General features: G+C 71.8%; 11 protein-coding genes and 1 pseudogene. All 12 read left to right on the top strand.

What is annotated here, in order from left to right:
• Positions 1-42 precede the first annotated feature (42 nt).
• Positions 43-1,491 (top strand): ankyrin repeat domain-containing protein, encoded by a 1,449-nt coding sequence (locus IE251_RS28325; RefSeq protein WP_189755832.1) that lies wholly within the window; start codon positions 43-45, stop codon positions 1,489-1,491.
• 36 nt (positions 1,492-1,527) lie between these two features.
• Complete coding sequence (locus tag IE251_RS28330) at positions 1,528-1,836, top strand: muconolactone Delta-isomerase family protein (RefSeq protein ID WP_189755833.1); 309 nt, start codon at positions 1,528-1,530, stop codon at positions 1,834-1,836.
• Between the two features lie 18 nt (positions 1,837-1,854).
• Positions 1,855-2,691, top strand: coding sequence for a type 1 glutamine amidotransferase domain-containing protein (locus IE251_RS28335; RefSeq protein WP_189755834.1), 837 nt, complete (start codon positions 1,855-1,857; stop codon positions 2,689-2,691).
• A gap of 89 nt (positions 2,692-2,780) precedes the next feature.
• Entirely contained in the window at positions 2,781-4,454 is a 1,674-nt protein-coding gene (locus IE251_RS28340; protein ID WP_189755835.1) for a thiamine pyrophosphate-binding protein, read from the top strand.
• A gap of 50 nt (positions 4,455-4,504) precedes the next feature.
• Positions 4,505-5,101, top strand: a complete 597-nt coding sequence (locus tag IE251_RS28345; RefSeq protein ID WP_189755836.1) for a DJ-1/PfpI family protein — start codon at positions 4,505-4,507, stop codon at positions 5,099-5,101.
• Positions 5,102-5,117: 16 nt separating this feature from the next.
• Entirely contained in the window at positions 5,118-5,810 is a 693-nt protein-coding gene (locus tag IE251_RS28350; protein WP_189755837.1) for an EthD domain-containing protein, read from the top strand.
• 2 nt (positions 5,811-5,812) lie between these two features.
• The gene (locus tag IE251_RS28355) at positions 5,813-6,514 is read left to right on the top strand and encodes an SDR family NAD(P)-dependent oxidoreductase (RefSeq protein WP_200692497.1); all 702 of its coding nucleotides are present in this window, start codon (positions 5,813-5,815) and stop codon (positions 6,512-6,514) included.
• Positions 6,515-6,535: 21 nt separating this feature from the next.
• On the top strand, positions 6,536-7,405 hold the full coding sequence (locus tag IE251_RS28360) for a TMEM175 family protein (RefSeq protein WP_229896977.1): 870 nt from the start codon (positions 6,536-6,538) through the stop codon (positions 7,403-7,405).
• A 128-nt stretch (positions 7,406-7,533) separates the two neighbouring features.
• On the top strand, positions 7,534-9,585 hold the full coding sequence (locus tag IE251_RS28365; RefSeq protein ID WP_189755838.1) for an alpha-1,4-glucan--maltose-1-phosphate maltosyltransferase: 2,052 nt from the start codon (positions 7,534-7,536) through the stop codon (positions 9,583-9,585).
• Positions 9,582-9,872: pseudogene (locus tag IE251_RS42335) on the top strand (maltokinase N-terminal cap-like domain-containing protein); the annotation flags it as partial. The gene IE251_RS28365 and the pseudogene IE251_RS42335, both read left to right, overlap by 4 nt.
• A 983-nt stretch (positions 9,873-10,855) precedes the next feature.
• Complete coding sequence (gene glgB / locus IE251_RS28370) at positions 10,856-13,126, top strand: 1,4-alpha-glucan branching protein GlgB (protein ID WP_189755839.1); 2,271 nt, start codon at positions 10,856-10,858, stop codon at positions 13,124-13,126.
• The gene (locus IE251_RS28375) at positions 13,119-14,477 is read left to right on the top strand and encodes a phosphomannomutase/phosphoglucomutase (RefSeq protein ID WP_189755840.1); all 1,359 of its coding nucleotides are present in this window, start codon (positions 13,119-13,121) and stop codon (positions 14,475-14,477) included. The genes glgB and IE251_RS28375 overlap by 8 nt, the downstream gene beginning before the upstream one ends.
• Positions 14,478-14,545: the final 68 nt, after the last annotated feature.

The raw sequence follows: 14,545 nt of genomic DNA on the forward strand, positions 1-14,545 counted from the left end.
CCACGGCCCCGGCAAGCCACCCATCCAAAGGAGCAATCCGTCATGGAGAGCAGCCGTACGCACGAGATCGTGGCGGGCTGGTTCGACGCCATCGCCCGAGGCGACATGGACTCGGTCTTCGGCACCCTGTCGAAGGACATCGTCTTCGAGCTCCCCGTCGACAAGTGGAACCAGGTCATCCCCTACCTCGGACGTCATGTGGGCCCCGAGGCCGTGGCCCAGGCGTTCGCGGTGCGCGCCGAGACGACCGAGGTCATCGACTACGGAGTGCGCGACCTGCGGGCCGAGGGCGACACGGCCTTCGCGGTGATCTACACCCTCGGCGCCCACACCCGTACCGGCCGGCGGTTCGAGATCGAGGACGCCCACCGGATCACCCTCGACGAGGACGGCAAGATCGCCCGGTGGAAGGTCTACTTCGACCCCAACGGAGAGGTCGCCGCGTTCAACGCCGACCGTGAGGAGCGGCTCCTCGAGGCGATCCGCTCCGGTGACGCCCGGCTGGCCGCCGAGCTGATCGAGGCCGGCGCGGACGTCGACCACCGCGACGACGAATCCGGCCTCACGGCACTGCTCCTCGCCGCCGGCCGCGGTGACGAGCCGATCGTCCGGCTGCTGCTGGACGCGGGCGCCGACCCCTTCACCACCGACTCGCGGGCCGGTGCCACCGCGCTGCACAAGGCGGTCCAGGGCGGCAGCCTCCCGGTCGCCCGGCTCCTCGTGGAGGCCGGCGCGTTCATCGACGCCGTCGCGCCCACCACGGGACACACCCCGCTGATGGACGCGCTCTGGTACAAGCACCCCGACCTCGTCGGCTACTTCCTCGACCAGGGCGCCAACCTCGAACTGCGCACGCACTACGGCTTCTCGCTCCAGGAGCACTTCGACTACGAGCTGGGCGTCAACACCGAGGGCCGGGACCTGCTGCTGCGCTCCGAGCAGCTGATGAAGGAGCGCCGCAGGTCCGACGCCGAGGCCGTCGCCGACCAGCACCTCATGGCCGCGGTCGCGGACGGCGACACCGAGGGCGTGCGCAAGCTGCTGGCCGACGGCGCGACCGTGGACACCGTGTACCCGCGGGTGGGCGGCTTCAACGACGGGCACACCCCCCTGCTGGTCGCCACCCGCGACGGACACACCGAGATCGCCCGCCTCCTCCTCGAGGCCGGGGCGGACGTCAACGCGGTCGAGCCCTGCTTCGGCGCGGTGCCCCTGCACAAGGCCGTCTACAACGGCCACGCGGACATCACCGCCCTCCTGGTCACCCAGGACGGCATCGACCTGGACTTCCAGGGCGCGACCAACGGCTACACCCCGCTGCACGACGCGCTGTGGCACGGCTACGAGGACTGCGCCCGCATCCTCCTCGACGCGGGCGCCGGCACGGACCTGACCGGACACGACGGCAAGACGCCCCTCGACGTGGCCGTCGACACCTTCGGAGACGCACACCCGATCTGCGCCAGGCTGCGCGCCGCGCAGGCCGGCTGAACCGTCCCGCACCCTTCCGAACAGACAGGATCTCAGATGCTCTTCTACGTCCAGATGAAGTGGAACCACGAGGGCCGCATCACCCTCGACGAACTGTGGGAGATCGAGCAGGCGGAGGCCGAGCACGCGGCCGAGACCGTGGACTCCGGTTTCTGCGTCGGCATCTGGAAGGTCGCCGCGCAGAAGCGCGTCATCGCCATCATCGACTCGCCGGACGCCGAGGAGCTCGACCGGACCGCGCTGGGCCGGCTCCCCATGCGCGAGTACCTGGAGTTCGAACAGGTGTGGCCACTGCGTGACTACGTGGGCTTCGCCGACGACGTCATCAAGCGCTACCAGGTCTGAGCGGAGCGGAGGCAACCCATGAGCAAGCACATCCTCATCGTCCTGTCCGAGTACGGCTACTGGGGGGAGGAGCTCGTAGGCCCGCTGGAGACGTTCGAGAAGGCGGGCTACGAGATCACCTTCGCGACCCCCACCGGCCGCCGTGCCCAGGCCCTGCCGCCGAGCATGGACCCCACCTACATCGACCCGCCGCTGGGCAAGTCGGTGACCAGCCCCGAGATGGCGGCGAAGGTGCGCGCCCTGGACGGCTCCAGCCGGCTGGACAACCCCCTGGACCTGTCCGCCTGGCTCCCGGACCGCCCCTACCGCAGCGACCCCGGCTTCCTGCGCGCCTACGAGGCGTACAACTCCCGCCTCGACCGGGTGCGCGCGGAGATCGCCGACCGCTACGACGCGCTGCTGATCGTCGGCGGCAGCGGCCCGATCGTGGACCTCGCCAACAACTGGCGCGTGCACGACCTCATCCTGGCCTTCCACGCCCTGGACCGGCCGATCGCCGCCGAGTGCTACGGCGTCGCCTGCCTCGCCTTCGCGCGGGACCAGGAGGACCGCACCAGCATCATCCGCAACAAGCACGTCACCGGTCACTGCATCGAGTACGACTACAAGGACGGCACCGGCTTCATGGGGACCGACTTCGTCATCGGCCCGCCGCCGTACCCGCTGGAGTACATCCTGCGCGACGCGACCGCGCCGAACGGCTCCTACATCGGCAACTTCGGCAAGGAGACCTCGGTCATCGTGGACTACCCGTTCATCACCGGACGGTCCACCCCGGACTCCTACCTGACCGGGGAGAAGGTCGTCGAGGTCCTGGAGCAGGGCCTGCGGCAGTGGGGATTCCACGCTTCCTGACCGCCCCGACCGGCGGGCCGGCTTCCTTCCCGTCCGCTGCCGGAAGCCGGCCCGCCCCCCACACGCCCGCCCACGAAAGGTGGTATCCCATGCCCAGCAGACGGCCCGCCAGGGTCGCCATGCTCGAACAGTTCCGGGCAGACGGTGTCGAGTTCATGTTCGGAAACCCGGGAACGGTCGAACAGGGATTCCTCGACGAACTGCGTGGCTTTCCCGACATCGAGTACATCCTGACGCTCCAGGAGTCGGTGGCCGTCGGCATCGCCGACGGGTACGCCCGGGCCACCCAGCAGCCGGCCCTGATCCAGCTGCACACCGGTGTCGGTCTCGGCAACGCCGTCGGCCTGCTCTACCAGGCCATGCGCGGTCACGCGCCGCTCGTGGTGGTGGCCGGCGAGGCGGGACTGCGGTACGAGGGCCTGGAGGCGCAGATGGCCGCCGACCTGGTCGGCATGGCCCGGCCGGTCACCAAGTGGGCCACGCGTGTGGTCGACCCCGACTCCACGCTGCGCACCCTGCGCCGTGCCTTCAAGGTCGCCGCGACCGAGCCGCGCGGGCCCGTCCTGGTGGTGCTGCCGGCGGACGTCATGGACCGTACGACCGACGAACCCGTGGTGCCCACGTCGTACCTCGACACCTCCTCCGCGCCGAGCGACTCCACGCTCGCCCAGGCGGCCTCGCTCCTGGTCGGCGCGCGCAAGCCGCTCATCATCGCCGGCGACGGGGTGCACACCGCGCACGCCCAGGAGGAGCTCGGCACCTTCGCCCGCCTGTGGGGCGCCGAGGTGTGGGGCGCGGACTGGGCCGAGGTGAACCTCCCGGTCGACCACCCCTGCTACGCCGGCCAGCTCGGCCACATGTTCGGCGAGAACAGCGCGCGGGTCACGAGTCAGGCCGACGCCGTCCTGATCGTGGGTACGTACGTCCTCCCCGAGGTCTACCCGGCCCTGTCCGGTGTGTTCGCCACCGGCGCCAAGGTGGTCCACATCGACCTCGACACCGGGGCGATCGCCAAGAACTTCCCCGTCGACCTGGGCGTCGTCGCGCATCCCAAGCCCGCTCTCGCCGGGCTCGCCCGGGTGCTGGAGGGCCTGATGGGGCCGGCCGACACCGAGCAGGCCGCCGCCCGGGTGCGGGAGCTGGCCGGCCGCAAGGAGGAGCAGCTGGCCCGGGAGACCGAGCAGGACCGGCTCCGCTCCGACGCGGTGCCCATGCCGGCCTCGGTCTTCGCCCGGGAACTGGCCTGCCGGCTCCCCGAGGGCGCCATCCTGTTCGACGAGGCGCTGACCTCGTCGCCGGACATCTTCCGCTATCTGCGGCCCAATCTCCCGGGCCACTGGTTCCAGACCCGTGGCGGCTCGCTCGGCGTGGGCATCCCCGGCGCGATCGGCGCCAAGCTGGCCCACCCCGGGCGCGAGGTCATCGGCTTCACGGGCGACGGCGGCAGCATGTACACGATCCAGGCGCTGTGGACCGCGGCCCGGCACCAGATCGGCGCGAAGTTCGTGATCTGCAACAACGGTTCCTACGAACTGCTGAAGGACAACATCGCGCAGTACTGGAACGAGCAGGGCATCGAAGCGCACGCCTTCCCGGACCTGTTCGACCTCAAGCCGGAGATCGGGTTCGTGGAGCTGTCCCAGTCCCTGGGCGTCCCCGCGATGCGGGTCGAGAAGGCCGACCAGGTCCCCGCGGCCGTGGAGGCCATGCTCGCCCAGCCGGGGCCCTTCCTGGTGGACCTGGTCACGGCCCGCGCCACCTGACCCCCGCGGCCTGGCCCGCCCCAGGCGCGAAGCCCAGACAAGGAGTGCCCGTGCGACTGACCGGCCACAAGATCGCCGTGCTCATGGAGAGCGACTACTACGAGCCGGAGATCCTCTACTACCAGCAGCGCTTCCCCGAGGAAGGCGCCGAGATCCACTTCATGACCCGGATGTGGGGCGCCGACAAGCAGACCTTCACCGGCCATGAGCACCAGTTCCCCTTCGAGGTCACCCGCAGTTTCGAAGACCTCGACGACCGCGAGCTGGGCGAGTACTCGGCCGTCATCGTGCCCTCGGGCATGGTCGCGGACCGGCTGCGCTTCACGGAGGACCCCAAGGCCCTCCCGCCGGCCAGCCGGTTCCTGAAGCGCGCGTTCGACGACCCCGGAATGCTCAAGGGGATCATCTGCCACGGCATGTGGCTGGCCGCCCCGATCCCCGAGGTCGTACGCGGCCGGCGGGCCGTCGTGCACAACAACCTGCTGGGCGACCTGCGCAACATGGGCGGCATCTACGTCGACCAGGACGTGGTGATCGACGGGGACCTGGTCACCGCGCGCACCGGCAACCACTGCCACCTGCTCGCCCGCACGCTCATCGACATCCTGGCCCAGCGCGCCCCCCGCACGGCGCCGCTGGCCGCCTGACCCCTACGGAGACACCATGATCCACCAGCTGATCTTCGCCCATCCCAAGCCCGGCATGACCGAGGAGGAGTTCCAGCGCTACTGGCTGGAGGTCCACGGCCCCAACTACGCCGCCAAGATCCCGCAGATCGTCAAGTACTGCGTCGACACCCGCATCCCGCTCGGCCCCGAGCCGGACGACCCGATGTGGAGCGGCATCGCCGAGATCTGGCTCCGCAACGACGAGGAGCAGATCGCCTCCCTCCAGACCCCGGAGTTCCTGGAGGGCGCGCGCAAGGACGAGCCCAACTGGGCCGCGTTCTGGCGCACCGTCGTCCTCGACACCGACGCGCACACCCTGAAGGCGGGCCCCGGCCCCGGCCGGCCGCACCCGGTGAAACTGGTGATGCTCGTCAAGCGGAAGAACGGCACGACCGTCGCCGAGTTCCGCGAACGCGCCCTGACCGGCCACGCCCGGCTGGCCCTGGACATCCCGGGGCTGCAGCGCTACCTGCAGTGCCATGTGCGCGACGGCGGCTACGCGATCGGCGAGCCCGTCCTGGACGCCGCCTGGCAGCTGTCCTTCGAGGACGAGACGGCCCTCGCCGCGGCGGTCGACTCGCCCGAGTTCAAGGCGTTCCAGGAGGACCTGTCGGCCTTCTGCGAAACGCGGTACATCCACAGCATGGCGGTGCGCGAGCACTGGCTGATCGGTACGGAGGACGTCTGACCGTGGCCCGCGCCTCCCAGCGCACGGCGCTGGTCACGGGAGCGAACCGGGGGATCGGCCTGGCCGTCGCCCGCCAGTTGGCGAGCAGGGGCGTGGATGTCGTGCTGGCCTCGCGCGACGCGGCGCGCGGCCGGCAGGCCGCGGCGCTGCTGGCCGAGGAGGGGCACACCGTGCGCGTCGAGCAGCTCGATGTCACCGACGCCGCCGGCGTCGAGGCCTGCGCCGAGCGCCTGGCCGAGGACGGCGTCGCCATCGACATCCTGGTCAACAACGCCGGCACCTACCCCACCATGCCGTTCTTCTCGGTCGGCGAAGCCGACCTGCGCGACGCCCTGGAAGTGCACCTGATGGGAGCGTTCCGCACCTGCCAGGCGTTCGTGCCGGGCATGGTCGAGCGCGGCTGGGGCCGGGTGGTGAACGTCTCCTCCGGCGGTGGCGCGATGACGGAGTCGACGCCCGGCCCCGCCGCCTACGGCATCGCCAAGGCCGCGCTCAACGCCCTCACCCTCGTCGTCGCGGCAGCGGTTCCCCCGGATGTCCAGGTCAACGCCGTCTGCCCGGGATGGGTGCGTACCCGCATGGGCGGAGCTCACGCCTCGCTCAGTCCGGACGAGGGCGCGGACACGGTGACGTGGCTCGCCCTGCGGCCCGACTCCGGTGGCAGCGGCGGTTTCTACCGAGGCCGCCGCCGCATCCCCTGGTAAGTCACCCAGAGGAGAAAGAACGTGAACGCCCACCACATACCCCCGCACCATCACCACCAGCAGCACCACGCGCAACACGCCGGAGCGACCACCGATCTCCCCGAGATCAGCACCGCCCGGCTGGAGCTGTTCAGCGATGCCGTCTTCGCCATCGCGATCACGCTTCTCGTCCTGGAGATCGACGTACCCGACCCGCACGACGGATCCATGCTGCACGGCCTGATCAGGCTCTGGCCGTCCTACGGGGCGTACGTCTTCAGCTTCCTGATCATCGGTGTGGTGTGGATGAACCACCACACGATGTTCTACTACATCCGGCGGGTCGACCGGGTGCTGCTCGTGCTGAACCTGCTGCTGCTGATGTGCGTGGCCTTCATCCCGTTCTCCGCCGCGGTCCTGGCGGAGGGGCTGGCCACCGGGCAGGGTTCGCGCACCGCCGCCATCTTCTACGGGCTGGTCCTCACCGTGGGGGGCATCCCCTTCAACGCCATCTGGTGGTACGCCTCCCGCGGCCACCAGCACCTCAGCCACCTCATCACGCCGGCGGAAGCCTCGACGATCAAGCGGCACTTCTCCCAGGGCCCGCTGCTGTACCTGGGCGCGTCCGTCATCGGACTGGTCAGTGCCGTGGCCAGCCTCACCTGCTTCGCGCTGCTGATCGTCTACTACATGCTCGACGTGCTCAGTTCACGGCCCGAGCACCGTCCCGGGCCCGCCCCGGCGGCACACCAGCAGCACCCCGGGCCGGCGGCGCCGCATCCGGCCGAGCCCCATGTGTCCGCGCACGAGGCGCTGAGCGCGGCCTCCACCCCGGCCCAGCTGCCCGCCGCGGCACAGCCCGCGGCCGGCCGGACCTGCGCCAGGTGCGGCCAGCTGAGCATGAGCAGTTAGGCGGGTGCGGCTGCCCCGCGAGGCGGGGCAGCCGCGCCGGAGCCGTCCCACCACCGCACCGCATCCCCAGCTCACCCGCCCGGACTCCGGCCGCAGTCGCCGGGGCAGGCCCATGACCGAGGATCGCCATGCCCACTCAAGCCCCGCACCGCCGTGCCCGCAGGCCCAAGCCGAGCCGGTCCGGCTCCCCCCTTCCGCCGGCGGGCCCCGCCCCGCGCGTCGGCCGCATCTGCATCGAGGACGTCACGCCCCGGGTCGACGGCGGGCGCTTCCCCGCCAAGGCGGTGCCGGGCGAGACGTTCGAGGTGGCGGCCACCATCTTCCGCGAGGGGCACGGCGAGCTGGGTGCCCAGGTCGTCCTGTACGACCCGCACGGCCGCACGGCGCTGCGCACCCCGCTGCGCGAGACCGCCCGGGGCACCGACCGGTGGACGGCCACCGTCGAGGCCGACGCCCCGGGCCGGTGGTCCTTCACCGTGGAGGCGTGGAGCGACCCGCTCGCCGACTGGTACCACGAGGCCGGGGTGAAACTGCCCGCGGACATCGACACCGAACTGGTCCTGACCGAGGGCGCCCTGCTGCTCAAGCGGGCCGCGGCGAACATCCGCGCAGGCGTCGACCGCTCCGTCGTGGAGCGTGCCGTCGAGGTGCTGCTCACCGGTGAACTCACCGCCGTGGAGCGCCTGGAGAAGATGAACCGGCCGCGCCTGCGGGCCGTCCTCGACCGTCATCCGCTGCGCGAGCTGGTCACCGTCACCGAGCCGCTGCCGCTCCAAGTGGACCGCCCCAGGGCGCTGTTCGGCTCCTGGTACGAGTTCTTCCCCCGGTCCGAGGGGGCGAAGACCGCCCCCGGCACGGCACCGGTGAGCGGCACCTTCCGCACGGCGATGGACCGCTTGCCGGCCATCGCGCGCATGGGCTTCGACGTGGTGTACCTGCCCCCGATCCACCCCATCGGCACGGCCCACCGCAAGGGCCCCGACAATGCCGCCGTAGCGGGCCCGCACGACGTGGGCTCCCCGTGGGCCATCGGCTCCCCGGACGGCGGGCACGACGCCATCCACCCGGACCTGGGCACGTTCGCCGACTTCGACGCCTTCGTCGAGCGGGCGCGCGAACTGGGCCTGGAGATCGCTCTCGACTTCGCCCTGCAGTGTTCCCCCGACCACCCGTGGGTGACCCGGCACCCGCGGTGGTTCCGGCACCGGGCGGACGGGTCCATCGCCTACGCCGAGAACCCGCCCAAGAAGTACCAGGACATCTACCCCATCGACTTCGACCAGGACTTCGAGGGCCTGGTCGCCGAGACCGTGCGGCTGCTGCGCTTCTGGGCCGGCCGCGGCGTGCGGATCTTCCGGGTGGACAACCCGCACACCAAGCCGGTCTCCTTCTGGGAAGCCGTGCTCGGACGGATGGCGGAGAGCGACCCCGATGTGCTCTTCCTGGCCGAGGCGTTCACCCGCCCGGCGATGATGCGGGCCTTGGCGCGCGTCGGCTTCCACCAGTCGTACACGTACTTCACCTGGCGCACCGGCAAGCACGAGATCATCGACTACCTCACGGAGCTGAGCCGGGAGACGGACGCGTACCTGCGGCCCAACCTGTTCGTGAACACCCCGGACATCCTGCCGCTGCACCTGCAGAGCGGCGGCCGCCCGGCCTTCGAGCTGCGCGCCGTCCTGGCGGCGACGCTCTCGCCGAGCTGGGGCATGTACGCCGGCTACGAACTGTGCGAGAACACCCCGTTGAAGGAGGGCGGCGAGGAGTACCTCGCCTCGGAGAAGTACGAACTGCGGCCGCGCGACTGGGAGTCGGCCGAAGCCGAGGGACGCTCCCTCGCCCCCCTGATCACCCGGCTGAACACCATCCGGCGCAGCCATCCCGCCCTCCAGCAGCTGCGCACCCTGCGCTTCCACCACACGGACAACGACGCGCTGCTCGCGTACTCCAAGCGCACCGGGGACGACACGGTGATCACCGTGGTCAACCTCGACCCGCACCGCCCCCAGGAGGGCACGGTCTCCCTCGACATGCCCCGGCTGGGCCGCGCCTGGGACGACCGGATCACCGTGCGGGACGAGCTGTCGGGAGACGTCTACGCCTGGGGGCAGCACAACTACGTACGCCTCGACCCCGCTGCCGCGCCCGCGCACATCCTGTCCGTGCGGAGGGACACATGACGGTCGTCGCCTGCGAGTCCTGCCTGTCCGCGATCGGCGCCGCCGAGACACCCGACCCGGTCCTCGAGGCCCTGCGGCCCTGGCTGGCCGGCCGCCGGTGGTTCGCGCACGAGGACGGCTGCCTGCGCGGTGTGCGCACCCGCGCGATGACGGTCCTGCACGAGGGCCCGCCGACCCTGCTGCACCTGCTGGTCGACGTCCGCCACGACAAGGCCGCCGAGGCGCGCCGCTACCAGCTGCTCCTGGGCATACGTCCCACGCTGCCACCGCACCTGAGGGACGCCGCCGTCGCCCGGCTCGACCACGGCCGCTGGGAGGACGCCTGCCTCTACGACGCCACCGCCGACCCCGAGCTGATGGCCGTGATCCTGCGGGAGGGCGGACCCGGCGGTGACCCCGGCGGACCGCGCCTGACCCTCACGGGCGCCGTGCCCGCCACCACCGGCCTCGCTCCCCGGCTGCTGACGGGCGAACAGAGCAACACCAGCATCGCCTTCGGCGACCGGCTGATCCTGAAGGTACTGCGCTCACCGCGCCCCGGGCCCCACCCGGAGACCGAGATCCTCGGCGCCCTCACCGCCGCCGGATCCGCCCGCACCCCCAGGCTGGCCGGCTGGCTGCACACCCGGGTGCCGGGGGAGGACTCCTCGGTGCTCGGCGTGCTCGCTGAGTTCGTCGACTCGGACGGGGACGGCTGGGAGCTGGCCACCCGGCACGCCGCGCGGTACATCACCGGGGACGGCCGCGCCCTGCCCGCGGTCGGCGGCTTCACGGGCGAGGCGCACTCCCTCGGCCGCGCCGTGGCCGGACTCCACCGCGACCTGGCCCGGTGCTTCCCGCCCGGCCGCATCTCCGCCCGGGCCGTCGCGGACCGCGCCGGCGTCATGTGCGGGGAACTGGCCGAGGCGGCCGTCGTGGTGCCCCAACTCCAGCGCTACAGCGACCGGTTGCGGGGACTGTACGGTGACTACGCGCGCTTCGCGGCACGCGGCCGGGGGATCACCGCGCAGCGCGGTCACGGGGACCTGCACCTCGGCCAGGCCCTGCACACCGCCGACGGCTGGAAGATCACCGACTTCGAGGGCGAGCCCGACCGGCCGCTGAGCGAGCGGACGGCCGCCCAGCACGTGATGCGCGACGTCGCGGGCATGCTGCGGTCCTTCGACTACGCGGCCCAGCACGCCCTGGCCGGGCTGCTCGCCACTCCTGAGGACCGGGGCGCCGCCGGTACCGCGCCGGCCCGGTTGCGCCAGGCCCGCCGCGCCCAGGCATGGGCGGCCCGCCACCGCCGGGCCTTCTGCGCCGGCTACGCGAGCGCGGGCGGCTGCGACCCCCGCTGCCACCCCGTGCTGCTGCGGGCCTTCGAAGCCGAGAAAGCCGTCTACGAGGCCGTCTACGAGGCCCGCCACCGGCCGGAATGGCTGCACATCCCGCTCGCGGCCCTGCGCCGCCTGACCGCCGCCCGCTAGTACCCCCCCCGCCAGCCGGACCGTACTCACAGAACAGGACGTGCCTGCCCGTGACTTCGCTCATCCAGGAGACCGACGACGCACCCGCCGTCGACCCCCCGGTGCCCGGCTCCCCGCTCGGGGAGCTGGATCTCCATCTGATCGCCGAGGGGCGGCACGAACAGCTGTGGCGTGTGCTGGGGGCCCGCGTGTCCCGGGTGGAGACCGCCGACGGACCGGTGACGGGAACGTTCTTCGCCGTGTGGGCACCGCGCGCCGCCGAGGTCCGCGTCATCGGCGACTTCAACGCCTGGGACGGCACCCGGCACCCCATGCGCCGCCGCGGACCGGGGGTCTGGGAGCTGTTCGTTCCCGGCGTCGGTGACGGGGCGCTGTACAAGTACGAGATCGTCACGGACGACGGGCGGACCCTGGAGAAGGCGGACCCCCTGGCCCGGCGGGCCGAGGTGCCGCCCGCCACGGCGTCGATCGTGCACACCTCGGACTACCGCTGGGGCGACGACCGGTGGATGGCCGAGCGCACGGCGCGCCCCGCGCACCGGGCACCCCTGTCCGTCTACGAGGTGCACCTGCCGTCCTGGCGCCCCGGCCTCGGCTACCGCGAGCTGGCGCGCGAACTGACCGACTACGTGACCGACCTGGGCTTCACCCACGTGGAACTGCTCCCCGTGGCCGCGCACCCCTTCGGCGGCTCCTGGGGCTACCAGGTCACCGGCTACTACGCCCCGCTGCCCACGCTGGGCCCACCGGACGACTTCAAGTTCCTGGTCGACACCCTGCACCAGGCCGGAGTCGGCGTGATCCTCGACTGGGTGCCGGCCCACTTCCCCAAGGACGACTGGTCCCTGGCCCGGTTCGACGGCCATCCGCTGTACGAACCCGAGGACCCGCGCCGCGCCGAGCACCCCGACTGGGGAACCCTGGAGTTCGACTACGGCCGCCCGGAGGTGCGCAACTTCCTCGTCGCCAACGCCCTGTACTGGTGCGAGGAGTTCCACGTCGACGGCCTGCGGGTCGACGCGGTGGCCTCCATGCTCTACCTCGACTACTCGCGCGGGCCCGGCGCCTGGACGCCCAACGCGTACGGCGGGCACGAGAACCTCGACGCGGTGGCCTTCCTCCAGGAGATGAACGCCACCGTGGCCCGCCGCTGCCCGGGCGCCCTCACCATCGCCGAGGAGTCCACCGCCTGGAACGGGGTGACCCGGCCGACCCACTGCACCGGGGACAACGGCCTCGGCGGCCTGGGCTTCCACCTCAAGTGGAACATGGGCTGGATGCACGACTCGCTCGCCTACATGGCGCACGACCCCGTGCACCGCGCCTACCACCACGGCGAGATGACCTTCTCCATGGTCTACGCCTACTCCGAGCACTTCGTGCTGCCCATCTCGCACGACGAGGTGGTGCACGGCAAGGGCTCCCTGGTGTCGAAGATGCCGGGCGACTGGTGGCAGCGGTGCGCCAACCACCGGGCGTACCTGGGCTTCATGTGGGCCCACCCCGGCAAGAAGCTGCTGTTCATGGGCCAGGAGTTCGCCCAGGGCGCCGAGTGGGACCACGAACGCGGGCCGGACTGGTGGCTGCTGGAACCCGAGTGGGGCGCCGCCGGCGACCACCGTGGGGTGCGGGACCTGGTGCGGGACACCAACCGGCTGTACACGGGCACCGCCGCGCTGTGGGAACTCGACAGCGACCCGGCCGGTTTCGCGTGGATCGACGCCGACGCCCGGGACGACGACGTGTTCTCCTTCGTCCGCCGCGACGCCGAGGGGCGGGAGCTGGTGTGCGTCAGCAACTTCTCCCCGGTGGTGCGTCACGACTACCGGGTCGGCTTCCCGCGCGCCGGGTCCTGGCGCGTGGTGCTGAACACCGACGCCCTCGGGTACGGCGGCGGCGGCGTCGGCGAGGACTCTCCCGTGCCCGCCGCGCCGGTCCCGTACCAGGGGCAGCCGGCCCGCGCGTCCCTCACCCTGCCCCCGCTGGCCACCGTGTGGCTGGTGCCCGACGACACCGACAACGACGACGACACCGACACCGACGACATCCAGAAGGACGGCTCTCGTGCGTGAGACGAACACAGCCATCATCAAGGCGTATGACGTCCGCGGTCTGGTTCCGGACGAGTGGGACGGCGCGGACGCCTACCGCATCGGCGCGGCCTTCGCCGACCTCGTGGATGCCCCGGCGATAGCCGTCGCACGGGACATGCGGGAGAGTTCACCCGGGCTGGTGTCGGCGTTCGCGGACGGGGTGCGCGACCGCGGGGCCGAGGTCATCGACGCGGGCCTCGGCTCCACCGACTACCTGTACTTCGTCTCCGGCAGCCTGGGTGTGCCGGGGGCCATGTTCACGGCGAGCCACAACCCGGCCGCGTACAACGGCATCAAGTTCTGCCGGGCGGGCGCCGTACCCGTCGGGGAACACACCGGCCTGGACTTCATCGGGTCGGCCCTGCGGACCGGGGCCCCCGTGGTGTCCGTCAGCCCGCGCGGCGGCTACCGCGAGGTCGACCTGCTGGAGGACTACGCGCGGCATCTGCGCTCGCTGGTCGGCCTGGACCGGATACGTCCCCTGACCGTCGTCGTGGACGCGGGCAACGGCATGGCCGGCCTGACGGTCCCGCTGGTGCTGGACCACCCGGGCCTGGACATCATCCCCATGTACTTCGAGCTCGACGGCACCTTCCCGCACCACGAGGCCGATCCGATGAAGCCGGCCAACACCGCGGACCTGCGGGCCCGCGTGGTGGCGGAGGGCGCCGACCTGGGGCTCGCGTTCGACGGGGACGCCGACCGCTGCTTCGTGGTCGACGAACGGGGCCGGGCCGTCTCCCCGTCCGCGCTGATCGCCCTCATCGCCGCCCGCGAACTCGCGCGGGTGCCCGGTGCGGCCGTCGTCCACAACCTGATCACGTCCACCTCGGCCGTGGAGGTGATCAGGGAGGCCGGTGGCACGCCCGTGCGCTCGCGGGTGGGGCACTCCTTCGTCAAGGCGCTGATGGCGGAGCACGACGCGGTCTTCGGCGGCGAGCACTCCGGGCACTACTACTTCCGCGACTTCTGGTTCGCCGACACGGGCATGCTCGCGGCCCTGCATGTCCTGGCGGCCCTCGGCAGCGAGCGACGGCCCCTGTCGGCCCTGCTCGCGGAGTACGACCGGTACGCGTCCTCCGGCGAGATCAACGTGCGCACGTCCCGTCCCGAACTCGCCCTCAAGGCGGTGGAGGAGGCGTTCGCCGAGTCCGGAGCCGGCATCGACCGGCTCGACGGACTCACCGTCACGCTGGACGACGGCGCCTGGTTCAACCTCCGGGCCTCGAACACCGAGCCCGTCCTGCGGGTCAACGTCGAGGCGCCGGCGCCGGACCGGGCCGAGGCCCTGACCGGACGCGTCCTGGCGGCGATCGAATCCGCCGCCTGACCGCCCGGAGCCGGCCCGGGCCGGCGGCCCGTACGCACCACATCCCCTTCCCAGATTCCGACCAGTCA

This window comes from Streptomyces eurythermus (assembly GCF_014649115.1).
Classification (GTDB): Bacteria; Actinomycetota; Actinomycetes; order Streptomycetales; family Streptomycetaceae; genus Streptomyces; species Streptomyces eurythermus.